This is a genomic window from Acetobacter sp. AN02, assembly GCF_029759835.1.
In the GTDB taxonomy this organism is placed as follows: Bacteria; Pseudomonadota; Alphaproteobacteria; order Acetobacterales; family Acetobacteraceae; genus Acetobacter.
Map to the genome: position 1 here is coordinate 1 of NZ_JAJJND010000013.1, position 20,095 is coordinate 20,095.

The following is a 20,095-nucleotide window of genomic DNA, read 5'->3' on the forward strand; positions in this document are numbered from 1 at the left end:
CAAACTCAAATCTACTTTCCTCGCAGCAGTGCAGTTCGCTTCAATCATCATACTGCTTAACTGACGACACGACGTAGATTTATCGGAACGTCATAATTATGTAACAGAAATATTCAATTCCGAATTTCTTAAAGATCTTCCAGAATAAAAACGAAAATTTTACATATAAAAAAAGCCGCTCTGACAGAGAGATCCTGCGATCTCTTATATTACAAACACAGATACAGCCCGAAACTTTCCCCCGCCCGGCCTGTTCACTCCTGTGCAGACATCGCAGATGAAGGGCAGATCATGCCCCGGAAAAAGACGATGGAAACAGGAGAAACCAGCATATGCCGATCCATTCAGTCGGATTCGTCGGATACGGAGCAATGGCCAGCCGCATGGGCGGCCACCTCGCAAAGGCAGGGTATAAAGTCTGTGCCTACACCCCGTCGGGAAAAAGCCGGGATAACAGCACCCCCATGCTCGCCACCCCGCGCGCCGTGGCAGAAGCCTCCGATGCAGTGATCGTCTGCGTCCCGGCCGATGACGCCCTCAGAAGCTCCGCCTACGGAGAAAAAGGCTTCTTCGCAGGCATGTCCCCCGGAAGCCTGCTGATCAACATGTCCTCCGTCTCGCCCGACACGGCAGACGTCCTGCGTGGCTTCGGAGAAGGCCGGGAAATCACCGTACTGGACGCACCGGTCTCCGGCAGCACACCCGAGGCAGACAGCGCATCCCTCGTCATCCTCGCAGGGGGCACGGCCGCAGAAATCGCCCGCGCACAGCCTCTGTTCGATAAAATCGGCAGACTGACCATCCACGCCGGCCCGCCGGGAGCCGGAAGCCGCCTGAAACTCGTCATCAACGGTATCATGGGCGCAACCCTGGCCGCCATCGCGGAAGCCGTCGGCTATGGTCTCGGCGCAGGACTCGACCGCGCAAAACTCTATGACGCCCTCGAGGAAATGGCCGTCATCTCCCCGCATCACAAACGCAAGCTCAAGGCCGCAAAAGACCGCAACTTCACGCCGCAGTTCCCGACACGCCTGATGCAGAAAGACATGCGTCTCCTCCAGGATGCAGCCGCACGCCTCGCCGTGCCGATGCCAACCCAGGCCGCCGCAACGCAGATGATGTCCCTCGCCCGGAGATCCGGCGCAGATCTGGACTATTCCTGCCTCTTCAGACTGTTCGAGAACAAACAGTAACTCCCGGCCCCCCGGACAAATAAAAAAGCCCCCTTCCTTGTGGAAGGGGGCTTTTTCACAGCCACACCGGAGCAGAACACTCCGGACAGCACATATCAGATATTGATGGACCCGCCGTTCACACCAAGCGCCGCTTCCTTGACCGCCTCGCTCAGCGTCGGATGCGCATGACAGACACGGCCGATATCCTCGGAAGAGGCACCGAACTCAATCGCCATCACACACTCGGCAATCAGCTCACCCGTATTCGGACCGATCATATGCACACCCAGCACACGATCCGTCTTCGCGTCGGCAATCACCTTCACAAATCCGTCCGTCATGCCCAGAGCACGGGCACGGCCATTGGCCATGAACGGGAATTTCCCGACCTTATACTCCGTGCCCTTCTCCTTAAGCTGCTCTTCCGTGAAACCAACGGTCGCAACCTCAGGCCACGTGTAAACAACACCGGGAATGGCATCGTAATTCACATGCCCGGCCTGACCGGCAAGGATCTCGGCAAGAGCAACACCCTCTTCCTCAGCCTTATGCGCAAGCATCGGACCGGCAATCACGTCACCGATGGCATAAACCCCCGGAACGCTCGTCTGGAAATGCGCATCCACCTCAATACGGCCGCGCTTGTCCAGCTTCACACCGGCCTCTTCAAGACCCATGTTGCCACTGGCTGCCGTGCGCCCGATCGCAAGCAGAACAACGTCAGACTCAATGGTCTCCGCAGCACCGCCCGCAGAAGGCTCAACCGTCAGCTTCACACCGGAAGACGTCTTCTCCGCACCGGTCACCTTATGACCAAGCTTGAACTTGATGCCCTGCTTGGCAAGAATCTTGCGGAACGCCGCCTCAACCTCGTTATCCGTGCCCGGCACGAGACGATCGAGGAACTCAACAACAGTCACCTCGGCACCCAGACGATGCCAGACGCTGCCCAGCTCCAGACCGATCACGCCACCGCCGATGACAACCAGACGCTTCGGCACGGAAGACAGCTCCAGAGCGCCGGTAGAGGTGACAATCACCTTCTCATCAACGTCCACACCCTTCAGACCCGCACTGTCACTGCCGCTGGCAATGATGACATGCTTCGCCGTAACAGGCTTGCCATCCACGGTAATCCGGCCGGTTCCCTCAACCTTGCCCGTGCCCTTGAGCCAGGTGATCCCGTTCTTCTTGAAGAGATACTCAACGCCCTTGACGTTGGCCTCGACAATCCCGGCCTTGCGCTTCTGCATCGCCGCAAGATCCAGCTTCACCTTGTCGATGATCACGCCATGCGCGGCAAAATCATGGCTGGCAGCAGCAAAATTCTCAGATGAATGCAGCAGCGCCTTCGAAGGAATACAGCCGACATTCAGGCAGGTCCCGCCCAGAGTGCTGCGCTTCTCGACACACGCCACCTTAAACCCGAGCTGAGCCGCACGGATCGCACAGACATACCCGCCAGGACCGGCGCCGATCACGACAACATCATAATCCGTCTCGGCCGGAGCCTCGGCCGCAGGCTTCGCAGCCGGAGCAGCAGCCTTCTTCGGAGCCTCAGCCGGAGCGGCGGACGCCTTCTTCGCAGGCGCACCACCCGCACCCGCCGTCAGCGTCGCCAGAACGGCACCGACCTCAACCTCATCACCTTCCTTCACGGAATGTGATTCCAGACGCCCGGCCGCCGGAGACGGCACCTCAACGCTGACCTTGTCAGTCTCAAGCTCAACCACAGGCTCATCAGCAGCCACGGCATCGCCCGGCTGCTTCAGCCACTTGCCAATCGTGGCGGATGTCACGCTCTCACCAAGCGCAGGAACCTTGATCTCGACTGCCATCACTCTCTGTCCCGTTTGTTCAGCGACCGACGTCGCTGTGCCGGATGCATCATCAGACACACCGTCAGAAAAGTTGCGCGGCGCCGCCCGCCCCGACCGTATCCGGGCGGGAAGGCAGGCGCCGCGTCATCCGTTCACTCCGTCCCTCAGAGACCGAGCAGAAGGGTCCGGGGATCCTCAACATGCTTCTTGACATGAACGAGGAAGCTCACCGCCTCCTTGCCATCCACGATCCGGTGATCATAGGACAGCGCGACATACATGATCGGACGGATCACGATCTGACCCTTGATCGCAACCGGACGCTCCACAATGTTGTGCATGCCCAGAATACCGGACTGCGGCGCATTGAGGATCGGCGTGGACAGCATCGAACCGTAAATACCACCGTTGGTGATGGAGAACGTGCCCCCGGCCAGATCGTCGATCTTCAGCGTTCCCTCACGGGCAGCCTTGCCGAAACCGGCAATCTTCTTCTCGATCTCGGCATGGGACAGCTTCTCCGCATCACGCAGGACCGGAACCACAAGACCATTCGGCCCGCCAACCGCAATGCCAAGATTGATGAAGTTGCGATAGATCACGTCCTCGCCGTCGATCTCCGCATTGATCGCCGGGAACTCCTGCAGCGCCGCAATCACAGCCTTGGAGAAGATGGACATATATCCCAGCTTCACGCCGTATTTCTTCACGAACGCGTCCTGGAACTCGGCACGCATGTCCATCGCCGGCTGCATGTCGATCTCGTTGAACGTCGTCAGCATCGCCGCCGTGTTCTGAGCATCCTTCAGACGACGCGCGATGGTGCGGCGCAGACGCGTCATCTTCACGCGCTCCTCGCGCGGATCATCCTGACGCGGAGCCTTCGGCGCCGGAGCCGCTGCAGAAGCCGGCGGGCTGGTCAGGAATGCCTGCACATCGCCCTTCGTGATACGGCCGTCCTTGCCGGAACCCGCACCGATCTGACCGGCAGACAGGTTGTTCTCAGCCATCAGCTTGCGGGCCGCAGGCAGAGCCGCCGCCGCATCGGTCGCAGGCGCCGGAGCCGCGGCAGCCGGTGCGGGAGCAGGCTTCGGAGCCGGAGCTTCAGCCTTCTTCGGAGCCTCAGCAGCCTTCGGAGCCGCTTTCGCACCGCCGGCACCCGACTCCAGAGTCGTCAGAAGCGCGCCGACCTCAACCTCGTCGCCTTCCTTCACCAGCTCGGCACCCAGAACGCCGGCCTGAGGCGCAGAAACCTCGACGCTGACCTTGTCGGTTTCCAGCTCAACAACAGGCTCATCAGCGGCAACGGTATCACCGGCCTTCTTAAGCCATTTCGCAATGGTCGCCGTCGTAACGCTTTCGCCCAGTGTCGGTACCTTGATCTCGACTGACATCTCGCTTCCTGCTTTCCAGTTCCGCCCCGCCAGCCAGGTCCGCCTCCCGGAACCACAGCTGACAGGGCGTCTTTATCGATCACCGGACCATACTGTTTCCGGCATTTCGTTTCTCATCAAAAAACAGAGCGTTATACCCGCCCTGCTTCCCGTGCATCAGTTCAGGCCGAGCGCAGCCTTCACCAGAGCCGCCTGCTCCGCCGCATGAATCCGGGCCAGACCCGTCGCGGGACTCGCCGCTGCCGCACGCCCCTGGTAGGACGGACGACCCGCCTTATGACCGGCACGGGCCAGAGCCTTCTCGATCCGGCGATCGACAAAATGCCAGCCGCCGCCGTTCTCGGTCTCTTCCTGACACCAGACGATCTCAGCCTCGGGATAACGCTTCAGCTCCGCAGCCAGAGCCTCTTCCGGGAACGGATAGAACTGCTCCAGACGCACGATGGCAACGTTATCGAGGTTCTGCTCCCGACGCTCCGCCAGAAGATCGTAATAGACCTTGCCGGAGCAGATCACGACCCGCTTCACCTTCTTGTCCGCCGCCAGAGCATCAATCTCGCCGATCACCGGACGGAACGACGTGCCCGGCCCGAACTCCTTGAGCTCCGACACGGCCAGCTTGTGACGCAGCAGGGATTTCGGCTCCATCAGGATCAGAGGCTTGCGATACGGCAGCTTCATCTGACGGCGCAGCGCATGGAAATAGTTCGCAGGCGTCGAGATGTTGCAGACGAACATGTTATCCTCAGCACAGAGCTGGAGATAACGCTCAGGCCGTGCGGAGGAATGCTCCGGACCCTGGCCCTCATAACCATGCGGCAGCAGCATGACCAGGCCGGACATACGGAGCCACTTCGTCTCGCCCGATGCCACGAACTGATCGATGATAATCTGCGCGCCATTGGCAAAATCACCGAACTGAGCCTCCCAGAGGACCAGATTGTTCGGGTTGTGCATCGTATAGCCATACTCGAAACCAAGCACGGCAAACTCGGACAGATGCGAGTTGCAGATATCGATCTGCGCCTGACCGTCCTCAATGTGATTGAGCATGGTCCAGGTGGACTGATTGTTCTGATCCGTCAGGGTCGCATGACGCTGGCTGAACGTTCCGCGCTGCACATCCTCTCCGGACAGACGCACGCGGTGATTCTCCAGCAGCAGGGAACCGAAGCCGATGGCCTCACCCGTCGCCCAGTCAATCCCCTCACCCGTCTCGAACGCCTTCGCCTTCGCCTTGAGCTGACGCGCGATCTTCGGATTGATCCCGAAATCATCCGGAACCACCGTGATGGCCTTGCCGATCTTCTGCAGCGCCTCTTCCGAAATTCCGGTCTCGATCGCCGGAATGCTGCCTTCCTGCGGTGCCTTCAGCCCGGCCCACTGACCTTCCAGCCAGTCCGCCTTGTTGACCTTGTAGCTCTGCGCCGCCTGATAGGCCTCATCCATCATGGAATGGAACGCATCCCACTGACGGGTGACCTCCTCCTCCGTCACCACGCCGGACTTCACCAGATGCTGCGCATAGATGGTGTGCGGCGTGGCATGACCACCGATCGCCTTATACATCACAGGCTGCGTGAATGCAGGCTCGTCCGACTCGTTATGACCGTTGCGGCGATAGCAGACGATGTCCAGGAACACATCTGCACCGAAGGTCTGACGGTAATCCGCAGCCAGACGGGAAACATAGACAACCGCCTCCGCATCATCACCGTTCACATGCAGAACCGGAGCCTCGATCGCCTTGGCCATGTCGGAGCCGTACACACCCGAATGACCGTTCTCCGGATTCGTCGTGAAGCCGACCTGGTTATTGACGATCACATGCACGGACCCGCCCGTGCCATATCCCTTGAGACGGGACATCGAAATGGTCTCATACACCACGCCCTGACCGGCAAACGCCGCATCACCGTGGATCTGAATCGCCATATGGGAACGACGGTTCTCATACTCGCCGTCATCATCCTGCGCCGCACGGATCTTGCCGCACACAACCGGATCAACCGCCTCAAGGTGAGAGGGATTCGGCTGCAGGGACAGATGAACCGAATGACCACCGATCTCGACATCCGTGGACGTGCCTAGATGGTATTTCACGTCACCCGAACCGGCCACGTTGTCAGGCTTGAACGATCCGCCCGTAAACTCATTGAGCATCGCCACATAAGGCTTGCGCACGATGTTGACGAGCGTGTTCAGACGACCGCGATGCGCCATGCCGATGGCAACGGATTTCACACCCTGCTGCGCCACCTGGTCGATAATGGCATGCAGCGCCGGAATCGACACCTCACCACCCTCAAGACCAAAACGCTTGGCGCCCACAAACCGCTTGGACAGGAAAGCCTCAAAACCCTCCGCCTCGGTCAGATGCTTCAGAATGGCCTTCTGCTCATCCGTCGTGACGCCGGATTTCCACTCGTCACCCTCAAGACGGGCGCGGAACCACTCCCGCTCCTCAGGAGAGCGCGTGTGCATGTATTCCGCACCGATCACATCACAGTAAATCCGGCGCAGCTCGGCCACGATCTCCTTGACGGTCGCGGTATCCCGCCCGCCAAGCAGCGGAGCCATCAGGGAACCGATATAGACCGGACGGCCCAGATCGCTCTCCTTGAATCCGTAGGTCGCCGGGTCCAGCTCCGGACGCGGCGCCGGAACCTTCAGCCCCAGAGGATCGAGAGAGGCCTCAAGATGCCCGTGCTCGCGAAATGCACGGATCAGCTGTGCGACGGCCAGGGAATCACCGGCAGACAGACCGCCGCCCTTCCCTTTTCCTGCCGCGGCAGCCGGAGGAGGCTCCTCGCCCGTGATGATGGACGGCCGCGGAGCCCATGAGGCACCGGCTGCGTCCTGAAGGATCGACGCCTGGTCGTCATCCAGCGAACCGAACAGATCCCCGAACGACGGATCGACGCTTTTCGGGTCCTGCGCCCATTTCGCATAGAGATCGGCCACATAGGCGAGGTTGCTGCCGCTGAGGGCGGCCGTAAGCAGATCCGTGCCAGCCATTAGTCCCACTCATTCCCTGTCAGCCATCCGGTATGCGCCGATCGCCTTAACAATCCGTCTGCGGACAGCTCATGTCCGCATCACAGACCCGCGACCGGCCCCGTCCCGGACGCCGGTTTCAGTTATCCGCCCGCTGCCGGGCTGTGGGTCTGAGCTAGACCGCGAAGGATACGCGGGCAAGACACACCGCTTTCACGCTCTGGAGAGCCGGTCGTCTTTCTGCCCCGCACGCTCCAGCCAGCTCTCGCTCCCCATTTCCGCAAGACGGGAGGCCGTCCGGGCAAACGCATCGGACCCCTCCCCCTCCGGAAACAGGTGATCCGGCGTATCGTCAGCCGAGACAAACAGCAGATTTCCGTTGTCATACAGCGCATCAATCAGGGTGATGAACCGCCGCGCGACATTCGCGTCATCCGGCGTCAGAGCCGGAATGTCATCCACCACGATCACGGGGAAACGCTGCGCAAGCGCCAGAAAATCCGGAGGACCGAGCGGTTTCGCACACAGAGAGTTGAACGCGAACCGGGCAACCGGACCACGCGCATGATCCACTTCCAGATCACGACCAGCAGCGAGATGGAGTACCGTCTCCTCAGCCTTCGCGTCCCCGGCATAACGCTCCTCGATCCGGTCCAGACGCCGGCGCGCCGTCTCGTCAGCCGGCGTGATCCAGGTCGCGTCATCCTGCTCCCGGCCACGACGGTAGTCATTCTCCGAATCAAGCTCCGCCGTATCCAGCTCACGACGGATGATCGCAATGAACGGCCGGAACGCATCCGCCCCGGGACGATTCTGAAACAGATCCCCCGGAACCGTGTTGGACGTCGCCACAATGATCACCTGCCGGGCAAACAGCGCCTCAAACAGACGGCCCAGCAGCATGGCATCAGCAATGTCGTTGATCTGAAACTCGTCAAAACACAGCAGACGCGCCTCATCACGGATCTCATCCGCCAGAGGCGGAATCGGATCCGCCATGCCGGGATTCTGCCGCTTGAGATCACGCAGCCGCGTGTGAATCTCCTGCATGAACTTCAGAAAGTGAATACGGCGCTTCGGCTCGATCGTCGCACAGGAGAAAAACAGATCCATCAGCATCGTCTTGCCGCGCCCGACACGCCCGACGATATATACGCCACGCGGCGGCTTCGGCGGCTCCGCCTCCGGCCTTAACCGCGACATCAGCCCGCCCAGAAACCCCTTGGCTGCAGGCGCGGGCGGCGGCGCGGGCGTCCAGCCACGCAGCTCATGCCATAACTGATCCAGACGCGCGGCAACACGGACCTGATCCGGATCAGGCCTGAGCTGCCCCGACGCGATACAGGCTTCATAAAGAGCACGCGGGCCTTTAAGCGCAGCGGCCTGTTCAGATGCGGAAATGGCGTTCATATCCCGCCGATACCGGGAGCGCGCGCCTGCGGCAAGATCACCCCGCTCTCATAACTGTGTCGTGACAGAATTCTCACGCTTTGGTGACATGAGCGCACGAGGGAGTCCTCCCCCGCCACCGTCGCATAAGGAAACGCAAACCATGTCTGACTGGTCCGACTGGAACGAACGCCGCACCCATCTGATCGAAGCCATCGGTGAATTCGGCAAGACCGCCCCCGAAACCCTCAAGGGCTTCGCCGCCCTGGACAGCGCCGCGGAAAAAGGCGGCAATCTGGACGCAAAAACCCGCGAACTCATCGCCATCGCCGTCGCCGTAACAACCCGCTGCGACGGCTGCATCTCCGTTCACGCCGAAGCCGCCCTCAAGGCCGGTGCAACAAAGGCGGAAATCGCGGAAGCCCTCTCCGTGGCCGTCGCCCTCAACGCCGGAGCCGCCATGGTCTACTCAACCCGCGTCATGGATGCCGTGAACAAAGCCACGAAATAAAAAAACCCGGGGGACCACCCGGTCCCCCTCCTGCCGGAAACAGAAACGGAAAACGACCTCAGCGAAACCAGGGAGACCTGCAGCACGGACAGTCCGGTCCGTCATCCTCCTCAGAACTATCCCCTTCCGGATCAGCACAGATCATCGAAGAAGCCGCCCGCTCCCCCGGCCCCGCTCCCTCCGCAGGAAAAGCAGGTTTCCCGCCCGGAGGCCGCCGCCCGTCCCCCGCCCGGTCAGGCATCCTCATCCGTCCCGTAATACAGCTTGCCGATCTCGATCGCCGGACGCCCCTGCCCGCGACGATGCATGTTGGTATCCCGCAGGGAATAGACGCAGCCGCAGTATTCCTGCTGGTAAAACCGCTCCTTCTTGCTGATCTCAATCATCCGCGCGGCACCCCCGCCCTTGCGCCAGTTGAAATCCCAGTAGGAAAGACCGTCATAGGGAGACACGGCGCGCTGCCCGCAGTCATTGATCTGCGCCATGTTCTTCCATCTCGAAATCCCCAGCGAACTGGTCATGACCGGAAAATCATGCTCATGGGCATAAAGCGCCGTACGCTCGAAACGCATGTCGAAACACATGGTGCAGCGCTCACCCCGCTCAGGCACCCACTCCATCCCCTTCGCCCGTGCAAACCAGTTGTCACGGTCATAATCCGCATCAATAAACGGAACACCATGCTTGTCCGCAAAGCGGATGTTCTCATCCTTCCGCAGGAGATATTCCCGCTCGGGATGAATGTTCGGGTTGTAGAAAAAGATCGTATAATCAATACCCGATGCGGTCATCGCCTCCATGACCTCGCCCGAACAGGGCGCGCAGCATGAATGGAGAAGCACTTTCCTATGCCCGTCCGGCGGTGTCAGAACGGGGCGTGAAACCTCGGTCATCATCTTCTCCTTCTGCTCCGGACACCAGGCCCCGGACATTCCTTCTCACCCTGAAACAGCAGACAGCCACGCAGAACCGGTCAGGGCAATCCCGCGTAGAAAAAGGAAACGCGCCGATTCCGCAAGCCCGCAGACCGCAAAACCACCCCGGCACGACATTCATAAGCCCGCCATTTGTAGGGATAAACCGGAATGATATATTCCCCCGGTCATATGAATTCCACAGATCAGTCGGGTGACTCATGGGTGTCCTGGAACGCAACCATCTGGTGATCATCCGGGAAGTCGCCCGGGAAGGCTCACTCACGGCCGCCGGACTCCGCCTCAACCTGACCCAGCCGGCGCTGAGCCACGCCATCCGCAAGATCGAAAGCCAGCTCGAGGTCAAAATCTGGCGCCGGGAAGGCCGGTCCCTCGTACTCACCCGGACAGGTGAATGGCTGCTGTCGCTCGCAGACCGCCTGCTCCCCCAGTTCGAGCTGGCGGAAAAAAGACTCGAACAGTTCAGCAAAGGCGAACGCGGCACGCTGCGCATCGGGATGGAGTGCCACCCCTGCTATCAGTGGCTCCTGAAAATCGTCTCACCCTATCTGGAACGATGGCCGGAAGTGGACGTGGACGTCAGACAGAAATTTCAGTTCAGCGGCATCACCGCACTGTTCAGCAACGAAATCGACGTGCTGGTCACACCCGACCCGCTCTACAAACCGGGCCTGAAATTCAGGCCGGTCTTCGACTACGAACTCGTCCTGGTCGTCGGCCCCCGCCACCCCCTCAGAGGCACGGAGTTCATCACACCCGAACAGCTCGCAGGAGAAACACTGATCACCTACCCCGTACCGCCCGAACGGCTCGATATCTATACACAGTTCATGCAGCCCGCCGGCATCGGCCCGCGCCAGCAGAAACAGATCGAGACAACAGACATCATGCTGGTGATGGTAGCCCACGGAAGAGGCGTCGCCGCACTCCCGCGCTGGCTCGCGGAAGAATACGCAGAACGCTTCGAACTCTATCCCGTCAGACTGGGCAGGAACGGCATCGCAAAACAGATATTCCTCGGCTGCCGCGAAACGGATGAGGAAATCCAGTACCTGCAGAACTTTATCGAATTCGCCGCCTCATCCCATCAGCTTCCCTGACCGCACACTCCGGAAAAACACCCGCTCACACAGGCGCTTTCCCGGAACGGAACCCCCGCTTCAGTCAAACAGGGAAGACACCGAACTCTCATCGGAAATCGCACGCATCGCACGCGCCAGCAGCCCGGCAATCGTGATCTGACGGATATTCCCCGCAGCCTTCACCGCCTCCGTCGCCGCAATACTGTCCGTCAGCGTCAGCATCTCGATGCACGATCCGGCCACACGCTCAACCGCATTGCTCGTCAGAACCCCGTGCGTGACATAGGCACCCACAGACGCCGCACCCTGCTCAAGGATCGCCGCCGCCGCATTGCACAGGGAACCGCCACTGTCGACAATGTCATCCACCAGAAGACAGTGCCGCCCCTTCACGTCACCGATCACATTCATCACCTCGGACACACCCGCCCGCTCACGACGCTTGTCAATGATCGCAAGATCCGTGTTCAGACGCTGCGCCAGCTGACGCGCACGCACCACACCACCGACATCCGGAGACACGATCATCAGATCGCGGTCGCCATAACGCTCCTTGATGTCCCGCACGAACAGCGGAGCGGCGTAAAGATTATCAACCGGAATATCAAAGAAACCCTGAATCTGCATCGCATGCAGATCAAGCGTCAGAACCCGGTCCGCCCCGGCCTCAACCAGAAGATTGGCAACCAGCTTGGCACTGATCGGCGTCCGCGGACCGGACTTGCGATCCTGCCGGGCATAGCCGAAATACGGAACGACCGCCGTGATGCGCCCCGCCGAACCGCGCCGCAGCGCGTCCAGCATGATCAGAAGCTCCATCAGATTGTCATTCGTCGGCGTGCAGGTGCTCTGAATGACAAAAACGTCCTCACCGCGGACGTTCTCAAAAATCTCGACAAACACTTCCATATCGGCAAACCGCCGCACGGAAACATTGCACAGGGGCTGACTGAGCTCAGCGGCAACAGCCTCCGCAAGAGGCAGATTGCTGTTACAGGCGACGATCTTCATAGGGCACGGTTCCCGGACGGCAGCAGCGGTTGCGAGCGCCTTCTAGCAACCCGCGCCCCCCCTGTCATCACTCAGGAATGCACGAAACGCATACCACACAGACAGACCAGCCCCACATGAACGTTACGGAGCCGTAAAACTGTCATCAGACCTGTCAGACAGCGGAATGACATGATCCGGATCCAGTACCGCAGACCGCACCTGACCACCGCCCGGAACACGCAGCTCCACCTCCTGCTGATGCTCCCAGGTCTGCGCGGGAATCCGCAGACGCACATGCCGCCCGTCCGCCCAGGTCACCTCCAGATCCACAGGAAGCGGCAGAAGCCCCCTGTTCGCCACCGTCACCCGGGCCTCATCCTTCCCGGACACAACCTTACGCAACGCATAATCCGGCGCATGGTTCTCAAAATACCAGCCACGCCAGAACCAGGAGAGATCCTCCCCCGTCTCGCTGTTCATGAAACGGAAGAAATCAGACGGAGTCGGATGCCGGAACGCCCATGTCGCAATATACCGCCTGAACGCCGGATCAAACCGTGCCGGACCCAGGATCTGCTCCCGCAGAAGCGTCAGACCATACGCCCCCTTGAAATAGGTCACGGGATGACGCCACGTCTCCGGAACACTCTCCACCGTATCCATCAGAACCGGTGCGGACGGGTCCCGCAGAACCTTCAGAATATCCTCCGCAGGCCGCCCCGTCTGAGGCGCATATTCACCGTCCTTCTTCGGAGCAAACTCCCCGTGATTGAAATGCTCCGAAGCCAGAGCATCAATAAACGTGTTGAACCCCTCATCCATAAACGCATGACGCCGCTCATTGCTGCCGACAATCATCGGAAACCAGTCATGACCCAGCTCATGCGTCGTCACCCAGAACAGCTCGGCATCCCGGTCATCCATCCCGTCAAACACAATCCCGGGATACTCCATCGCCGCACCGTGCCCGCCCGCATTGATCGCATCCGGCCAGGGATATTCGAACCACTGCTTCGAAAAATACTCAATCGAATGCTTCACATATTCCGTCGAACGGTCCCACCGCTCGGACCCGATCCCCTCCACGGGATAGACCGACATCGCCAGACGCGGCTCCGCCGGACGCCCCGGCGCAGGAGAAAGCGGCGGAAGATCCAGCCGCGCCGCATCCCACAGCAGCGCACGGGACGCAAAAAATGCCACATCCCGCGTCCGGTTCATCCGGAAATGCCAGGTCTTCTCCGGACCCTGCACATGCGCCTCAGCCGCAGCCTTCACCTCATCCGCCGTCCGGATCATCACACGCGTGTCACTCTTGCCCGCCCGCGCCAGACGCGCACGCTGCTCCGCCGTCAGAACCGCCTCCGGATTGAGCAGCGCACCGGACCCCGCAACAATGAAATCCGATGGAACCGTCACGGAATAATCAATATCGCCATACTCAAGATAGAACTCCTGCCCCAGATACGGCAGAACATCCCACCCCCGCAGATCGTCATAAACCGCCATCCGCGGATAAAACTGCGCAATCTCATAAATATCGCCGTATTTCTCAGGCGTCACAGCCGTCCGGCCACCCCACGGACCCGGAACCGTATAATGCCAGGACACCCGCAGACGAACCTTCCCGCCCTTCCCCGCAACCGCACGCGGCAGCGGAACACGCATCCGCGTGTCATTCACCTCCGGAGAAACCGTAACCCCGCGCCCGCCCTCCAGAACCTCCGCCGCATCGATCACAATACCGCCCGTATGCTCCGCATGACGCTGCGGCGCGGCAAAAGACGCCCGCGCATCCTCGCGGTAGATGTTCTGATCCAGATGCACCCACAACGCATCCAGATCATCCGGACTGTTGTTCGTATAGGTAATCGTCTCAGTCCCCGTAAGAACCTTTCCCACCGTGTCAATCCGGACCCGTATCTCGTAATCCGCACGGTTCTGCCAGAACAGAGGCCCCGGACGCCCGCTCCCCGAACGCCACGCATTCACCGGATCAGGCCAGGCCAGCGGCGCAAACATCCGCGCCCCGTCCGGCACCTCACCGGACACCCCCCCAGGCTGAGCCGCCATAACCGCACCCGGACCCATCATCGCCATAAAAACCAGACCACGCGCCATATTCATTCCTGAGCCGGAACGGAATATCCGGACAGAGAAACACGGACACGGTATTTTCCCGGACATAAAACAGACCCTTCAGCAGAGAAGCCACACAGACAGCACCGCCACCCTACCACCCCGCCCCCGCCTGTCCAGACCGGACCACGGCAATCAGCCCTGCACGAACCATCACCTCAGTCGGAAATAACCGGAAAAACCTCCCGCAAGGCCGTCAGCAGATCCCGCCCTGTCTCCTGCAGAAGAACCCGCCCGATCATATCCATAAGAGCGTCACGGTTTTTCTGTCCCAGACGCCGCCCGACAAGATCAAGCATCCCCTTATCGTCATAAATCTCCGCAATCCCCCGCAGATCGCGGGCTTCAGTATAACCATCAAGCTTCTGAAAATACTCCCCGGATATCTGATCCACATCAACGGAGTCCGATATCCTGTTCCACTCCTCCTTTATTTTATCAACAGTTTTCTTTTTTCTGATCAGACTCTTCATCTGCCTGTCCAGAACACGCCCCACATAACGGGCACAGGCCGCCTCGCGCCCCTTCCCGACATACGCGACAATCTCATCCGCAAGCCCCTGATATTCCTGCTCAGCCTTTTCCGCATCGAAATGACAGAGAGAACACAGACACAGAAAAACCTCCCTGATAAGAAAGACATTTTCTATTTCCGCAACCGGAGTCACAAAAACGGAAAGCTCGCGCAAATGCGCTGTCTCCGCCTCCCCGCGCCCGTCAGAATCAATAAGCCCGTGCACACGCCCCAGCCTGTGCAGCGTCGCATTCCTGCGGAATGTGGAAACCGCATGAATCACATCAGCACAGCCGCCGGAACGATAGATCAGAAAATCAGGATAAACCGCCCTGTAAATCAGCGCATCAAGACCGCTTTCATTCCCCTCGGCCCCCTCGGTAAACAGAACCGGTCTGCGGCTGCCGAGAATTTCAGAAACAACCCGCTCAGGCAGATCAGTATCTGAAGGAAGCGCCTCCATCTCCCAGGCCTGAGGCTCCTTCCTGTAGGACGAGACGATATATTTCCGCGCCCCCGGACGCGTTGCAACAAAATCCAGATCATGACTGATATAGACAAAACAGCAATCCGGCCGTGCCGCTTCCACGTGATCCCATAACGTCTTCAGAATGGCCTTGTGAACATGAACCTCCGGCTCATCAATCACGATAACACCATCCTCCGGAGCCAGAAGACACTGCCCGAGCATATAGAACACAAGCCGCTCACCATCGCTCATCTCCGATCCCGGATAGAAAACATCGGGCTGATCGGCAGATGAAACCATGATCTTCATATCATCATGATACAGCCGCCTGTGAGGAAGAACCTGTTCCCATATCTCCTTAAGCCTCATCAGCACAGTCTTCGGACGAGGGGCAGGTTCCTTACTATTCAGATAGGCCGTAGCCGTCCTGGACTGCTCAGAAAATAATGTCATCTGAACAGCATCGAAATCGGAAAGAAGATGAGTAGCTGGTTTTTCTTTCCATTTATAATACGAACTCGAGCTACCTTCACCACCTGCTCTTAAAATACCAATACTATATTCCAGACTTCTGATCTGTATCCTATCCGACATCTCCAGAGATTTATGTGCTGAAATTCTGGTACAGTACCTCCAGCCGACCTGATTATAAATCAGAACCCCAAGCCGGGTCTTGCCGCTCCCGTTCGCCCCGACAATCACCACCGGAGCCCCCGCACAAAGATCAAGCGGAAAAGAACCGCCATCAACAAGAGGAATGTTTATCTGCCTCTGCACCACAACCCTTCTCCCGGCCCGGAATTCCATACACCCGGAATAACCCGGAAAATCCGCCCCGCACAGACTGCCCCGCCCCCCGCAAAATCTGCTAGAACCCGCACAACCCGCACCACGCCAGCCCACGGAACCGCACCCATGGCCCGACGCCCCTCCGCCCGATACGTCTGCCAGTCCTGCGGCGCCGTCTGGCCCAAATGGTCCGGCCGCTGCGAAGCCTGCGGCGGATGGAACACCATCACGGAAGAAGCCGCCGAACCCACACAGGCCGCCGCCCGCAAATCCGGACGCTCGGCCCGCATCAGCTTCACCGGCCTCGACGGCCAGGCCGCCCCCCCGCCCAGACTCCCCTCCGGAATGGCAGAACTGGACCGCGTGCTCGGCGGCGGCCTCGTCCCCGCCTCCGTCGTCCTCGTCGGCGGAGACCCCGGAATCGGCAAATCCACCCTGCTGCTCCAGGCCGCCTGCCGCCTCGCGGCAGAAGACCGTCGCGTGCTCTATATCTCCGGAGAAGAAGCCGTCGATCAGGTCCGCCTGCGCGCAAGACGCCTCGGCCTCGCAACACCCGGCCTCGAACTCGCCGCCTCCATCAACGTCGCAGATATCTCCGCAACACTCGAAGCCGAACAGAACGTCAGCCTCGTCATCATCGACTCAATCCAGACCATGTGGCTCGACAGCGTGGACAGCGCCCCCGGCTCCGTCTCCCAGGTCCGCGCCTGCGCCTTCGAACTGATCCGCCTCGCAAAAAAACGCAGCTTCACACTCATCCTCGTCAGCCACGTCACCAAGGACGGAATCCTCGCAGGCCCGCGCGTCATGGAACACATGGTCGACGCCGTGCTCTATTTCGAAGGAGACCGCGGACACCAGTTCCGCATCCTCCGCGCCGCCAAAAACCGCTTCGGCGCAACGGACGAAATCGGCGTCTTCGCCATGACAGACACCGGCCTTGCCGAAGTCCCGAACCCGTCAGCCCTCTTCCTAGCGGAACGACGCGGAAATATCGCAGGCTCCGCCGTCTTCGCCGGCCTCGAAGGCTCACGCCCCGTCCTGCTCGAAGTCCAGGCCCTGCTCGCCCCCAAAGCCGGAGAAAGCGCACCGCGCCGGTCCGTCGTCGGATGGGACAGCGGACGACTGCCCATGCTCCTCGCCGTGCTCGAAACACGATGCGGTCTCAAACTCTCGGGAATGGATGTCTATCTGAACTTCGCAGGCGGACTGCGCGTCTCGGAACCCGCCGCAGACCTCGCCGTGGCCGCAGCCCTGGTCTCCGCCATGGCCGGACGCCCGACCCGCCCCGACTGCGTCTATTTCGGAGAAATCGGACTGTCCGGAGAACTCCGCCAGGTCCCGCAGCCGGACCTGCGTCTGCGCGAAGCCGCCAAACTTGGCTTCAGCACTGCCGTCCTGCCACGCCGCATCCGCCAGGTCACCGGCGCCGCAATCCGCCCGCCGCCAGGACTGACCCTGCACGAACCCGGACACCTGACCGAACTCACAGGCCCCATGACCGCAGACATGGAGGCGGACTGAACCCGCCTCCCCGCCTCATCACGCAACCAATTAAAGAGACGCGCTCACCACCAGCGTCAGAACCACCGCATCCTTGAACACATTGGTCCCGCCAAGATGATGCACATACTGGAAATCAGGCTGCACGGAGAGACCATTCACAATCCCCGCCGCATAATACGCCTCATAAATCTCCTGATGCCCCTGCACGCCATAAGGCACGCCGAAATTGGCGCCCGGAAGCGGCAGCCCGTAAGCCTGCGCCGCCTGCTGGGAACGGATCGCCGCCCTGCTGAACTGCGCCCACTGATACATGAAGCCGATATTATCATCCGGACGGTGCCACAGGGCACCCGACTGCGTGAAACCACCCTGAACATGGTTCCTCATCTGGGACGTCTGACCACTGGCATAAGACCAGCCGGCCAGCAGAACCAGACCATTGAGATCCCCCGGCCCGTTGCGGATCAGCATCTGATCCGCAATCGCCCACAGAGACGTCTGACCACTCTGCCGGCGCGCAGGCAGACCCGTCACAACCCAGGGATTGCCGTTCACATCCGAATACAGATCGTCATAACGCGAATTGTCATACAGTCCGCCGAACTTGTAATGACCGATCAGATGCTGCTTCCCGAACTCGGGAATCCAGCCGACCTCACCCTGAGACGCAATCTTGCCAAGCCCGCTCTGCGCCCAGGACCAGCCGGAAATACCACCGTTGTAATTATGCGGAGACACCGCAAAAATACCGCCCATGACATAAAACTGCGGCGTGGGCATCAGACGCACAATCGTCGCCAGATTGCCCGACGGCCAGTCACGCCCGCCACGAAGATACTTCGTCGGCGTCATGTTGCCGCACAGCCACACGTTCACGAAACGGCACATCCAGGGAGAGTTGTTGAAAAACGTTCCCGTCGGAATCCAGCCGGTCGCCCAGTCAATCTTGTGACCAAACCAGGCCTTCTCGAAATACGCATCAACCAGATGCGCCACGACGTTACCACGCGCACCGTAAATCTGCTGCACCTGGTTGCCGTTATCACCCATCAGACGGCTCAGGTTGTTGCCATGCCCGTTCACGACAAGCATGTGCAGCCAGAAATCCTTCGCCCAGTCCCCGGCCCCCAGAAGCTTCTGCCAGTCAATGTCGAGCGTACTGCCGACCTGACCGGCAATCGTCTGCGTCTGCCGCTTTCCGCCTGAAGGATTGCCCGAAAGACTCTCATAAACGTTCAGAGCCAGATACACGCCGTGGTTCTGAAGCCAGGGCTGAGCCCCGCCCCAGTCCCCCAGAAGATGCGTCGTGCCATAAGGCGGACCGAAAGACGGCGGACCGACAGTGGACTGCAAAAACCCAGGAATGGCCTGCTGCATCGGACCGATCGTGCGCTGGGGAACCTCCGCAACCTGCTCCGGAGAGGCATCGGACGGACTCTCCTCCGCACGGGCCGCGGTACAGAGAAAAACGGATGCCCAGACAGATCCCGCCATCACAGCGGCAGAAAAACCACGCCTCGCCGCACGAAAATTCCGGCCCGGAAAAAACGCCTCGAAACAGCGTTTTAAAGATAAAACGGTCACGAACCCGCCTCCAGTGAAAAATTTGTTATTATTCTGAGTTACTGCTTTTCCACATTCGGAGGATAATTTACAGCGAATTATGAATATCGAGGGCTTTCCTCATTTAAATATTATTTAAATGACACACATACGATATATAAATAAAACGATATCTCACACCATAAAAACAAAGGCGGCAGCCCCGAAAGCCGCCGCCGCATAAAACCCGGATAACCCGGAAAAACTCAATCAGAACGCGCGGCTCACAAAGCGCTGTCACCACTCTCACGCGTGCGGATACGAATGACCCGCGCAAGATCACTCACGAAAATCTTGCCATCCCCGATCTTGCCCGTATGCGCGGACTGCAGAATCGCCTCGACAACGCTCTCCACGACATCATCAGCCACCGCAATCTCGATCTTGATCTTGGGCAGAAAGCTCACGTGATACTCAGCCCCGCGGTAAATCTCCGTCTGGCCCTTCTGACGTCCGAAACCCTTGACCTCGGAAACCGTCAGCCCCTGGATCCCCAGCGGGGAGAGAGCCTCGCGAACATCGTCAAGTTTAAAGGGCTTGATGATGGCCGTAATCAGTTTCATCCGCGTCTCACTCCTGTGCAGGCCGGACAGACCCGGACCCGTAACCGGCCGGGAAACACCCGGCCGACCTTCACCAGACCGGCAAGTTCTCCCTTCCGGCATGGTATCAAGGCGAAAACCATGCCATGAGTTCCCCGCCTCCGGAAGGAAGCTCCCCCGACGACAGCCGGGAACCCTGACCTTATCTTCGCCCCTCCCCGGCGAATAGCGAGTTTGG

Annotated in this window: 14 protein-coding genes; 4 read left to right on the plus strand and 10 right to left on the minus strand. The window is 59.8% G+C overall.

The features are described 5' to 3' along the window. Positions 1-332 precede the first annotated feature (332 nt). Positions 333-1,193, plus strand: a complete 861-nt coding sequence (locus tag LOC54_RS02740; RefSeq protein ID WP_279312293.1) for an NAD(P)-dependent oxidoreductase — start codon at positions 333-335, stop codon at positions 1,191-1,193. Between the two features lie 95 nt (positions 1,194-1,288). Here the strand turns inward: LOC54_RS02740 and lpdA are convergent, their stop codons facing one another. The 4 genes from lpdA to zapE form a co-directional block, all read right to left on the minus strand. After that, complete coding sequence (lpdA, locus tag LOC54_RS02745) at positions 1,289-3,013, minus strand: dihydrolipoyl dehydrogenase (protein WP_279312294.1); 1,725 nt, start codon at positions 3,011-3,013, stop codon at positions 1,289-1,291. A gap of 146 nt (positions 3,014-3,159) precedes the next feature. Next, complete coding sequence (gene odhB / locus LOC54_RS02750; RefSeq protein WP_279312295.1) at positions 3,160-4,389, minus strand: 2-oxoglutarate dehydrogenase complex dihydrolipoyllysine-residue succinyltransferase; 1,230 nt, start codon at positions 4,387-4,389, stop codon at positions 3,160-3,162. A 156-nt stretch (positions 4,390-4,545) separates the two neighbouring features. Next, on the minus strand, positions 4,546-7,407 hold the full coding sequence (locus LOC54_RS02755) for a 2-oxoglutarate dehydrogenase E1 component (protein WP_279312296.1): 2,862 nt from the start codon (positions 7,405-7,407) through the stop codon (positions 4,546-4,548). Between the two features lie 192 nt (positions 7,408-7,599). Next, positions 7,600-8,796 carry a cell division protein ZapE gene (zapE, locus tag LOC54_RS02760; protein WP_279312297.1) on the minus strand — a complete coding sequence of 399 codons (1,197 nt, stop codon included), beginning with the start codon at positions 8,794-8,796 and terminating at the stop codon, positions 7,600-7,602. A gap of 142 nt (positions 8,797-8,938) precedes the next feature. Here zapE and LOC54_RS02765 point away from each other — a divergent pair, with 142 nt between their 5' ends. Continuing rightward, positions 8,939-9,286: a carboxymuconolactone decarboxylase family protein gene (locus LOC54_RS02765; protein ID WP_279312298.1), complete on the plus strand. Its 348-nt coding sequence runs from the start codon at positions 8,939-8,941 to the stop codon at positions 9,284-9,286. Positions 9,287-9,519: 233 nt separating this feature from the next. Here LOC54_RS02765 and LOC54_RS02770 read toward each other — a convergent pair whose 3' ends face one another. Then, positions 9,520-10,182 (minus strand): epoxyqueuosine reductase QueH, encoded by a 663-nt coding sequence (locus LOC54_RS02770; protein ID WP_279312299.1) that lies wholly within the window; start codon positions 10,180-10,182, stop codon positions 9,520-9,522. A 239-nt stretch (positions 10,183-10,421) separates the two neighbouring features. Here LOC54_RS02770 and LOC54_RS02775 point away from each other — a divergent pair, with 239 nt between their 5' ends. Then, a complete protein-coding gene (locus LOC54_RS02775) occupies positions 10,422-11,321 on the plus strand; it encodes a LysR family transcriptional regulator (RefSeq protein WP_279312300.1) in 900 nt (299 codons plus the stop codon). 60 nt (positions 11,322-11,381) lie between these two features. Here the strand turns inward: LOC54_RS02775 and LOC54_RS02780 are convergent, their stop codons facing one another. The 3 genes from LOC54_RS02780 to LOC54_RS02790 all read right to left on the minus strand — a co-directional run bounded on the left by LOC54_RS02780 (position 11,382) and on the right by LOC54_RS02790 (position 15,718). Then, a complete protein-coding gene (locus tag LOC54_RS02780) occupies positions 11,382-12,314 on the minus strand; it encodes a ribose-phosphate pyrophosphokinase (protein WP_279312301.1) in 933 nt (310 codons plus the stop codon). Between the two features lie 123 nt (positions 12,315-12,437). After that, positions 12,438-14,417: a M1 family metallopeptidase gene (locus LOC54_RS02785; protein ID WP_408740280.1), complete on the minus strand. Its 1,980-nt coding sequence runs from the start codon at positions 14,415-14,417 to the stop codon at positions 12,438-12,440. Positions 14,418-14,593: 176 nt separating this feature from the next. Continuing rightward, entirely contained in the window at positions 14,594-15,718 is a 1,125-nt protein-coding gene (locus tag LOC54_RS02790) for a DUF4435 domain-containing protein (RefSeq protein ID WP_347709383.1), read from the minus strand. Positions 15,719-16,333: 615 nt separating this feature from the next. Between LOC54_RS02790 and radA the strand changes: the two genes are divergently transcribed. Then, on the plus strand, positions 16,334-17,731 hold the full coding sequence (radA, locus tag LOC54_RS02795) for a DNA repair protein RadA (protein ID WP_279312302.1): 1,398 nt from the start codon (positions 16,334-16,336) through the stop codon (positions 17,729-17,731). 30 nt (positions 17,732-17,761) lie between these two features. Here radA and LOC54_RS02800 read toward each other — a convergent pair whose 3' ends face one another. Continuing rightward, positions 17,762-19,297, minus strand: coding sequence for a carbohydrate porin (locus LOC54_RS02800; RefSeq protein ID WP_279312303.1), 1,536 nt, complete (start codon positions 19,295-19,297; stop codon positions 17,762-17,764). A 242-nt stretch (positions 19,298-19,539) separates the two neighbouring features. Then, positions 19,540-19,878 carry a P-II family nitrogen regulator gene (glnK, locus tag LOC54_RS02805; RefSeq protein ID WP_279312304.1) on the minus strand — a complete coding sequence of 113 codons (339 nt, stop codon included), beginning with the start codon at positions 19,876-19,878 and terminating at the stop codon, positions 19,540-19,542. Positions 19,879-20,095 lie beyond the last annotated feature (217 nt).

Bases quoted from the DNA above. Each gene is read 5' to 3' on its own strand.
- LOC54_RS02740 (WP_279312293.1), top strand. From the start codon at position 333: ATGCCGATCCATTCAGTCGGATTCGTCGGATACGGAGCAATGGCCAGC.
- lpdA (WP_279312294.1), bottom strand. From the start codon at position 3,013: ATGGCAGTCGAGATCAAGGTTCCTGCGCTTGGTGAGAGCGTGACATCC.
- odhB (WP_279312295.1), bottom strand. From the start codon at position 4,389: ATGTCAGTCGAGATCAAGGTACCGACACTGGGCGAAAGCGTTACGACG.
- LOC54_RS02755 (WP_279312296.1), bottom strand. From the start codon at position 7,407: ATGGCTGGCACGGATCTGCTTACGGCCGCCCTCAGCGGCAGCAACCTC.
- zapE (WP_279312297.1), bottom strand. From the start codon at position 8,796: ATGAACGCCATTTCCGCATCTGAACAGGCCGCTGCGCTTAAAGGCCCG.
- LOC54_RS02765 (WP_279312298.1), top strand. From the start codon at position 8,939: ATGTCTGACTGGTCCGACTGGAACGAACGCCGCACCCATCTGATCGAA.
- LOC54_RS02770 (WP_279312299.1), bottom strand. From the start codon at position 10,182: ATGATGACCGAGGTTTCACGCCCCGTTCTGACACCGCCGGACGGGCAT.
- LOC54_RS02775 (WP_279312300.1), top strand. From the start codon at position 10,422: ATGGGTGTCCTGGAACGCAACCATCTGGTGATCATCCGGGAAGTCGCC.
- LOC54_RS02780 (WP_279312301.1), bottom strand. From the start codon at position 12,314: ATGAAGATCGTCGCCTGTAACAGCAATCTGCCTCTTGCGGAGGCTGTT.
- LOC54_RS02785 (WP_408740280.1), bottom strand. From the start codon at position 14,417: ATGGCGCGTGGTCTGGTTTTTATGGCGATGATGGGTCCGGGTGCGGTT.
- LOC54_RS02790 (WP_347709383.1), bottom strand. From the start codon at position 15,718: ATGGTTTCATCTGCCGATCAGCCCGATGTTTTCTATCCGGGATCGGAG.
- radA (WP_279312302.1), top strand. From the start codon at position 16,334: ATGGCCCGACGCCCCTCCGCCCGATACGTCTGCCAGTCCTGCGGCGCC.
- glnK (WP_279312304.1), bottom strand. From the start codon at position 19,878: ATGAAACTGATTACGGCCATCATCAAGCCCTTTAAACTTGACGATGTT.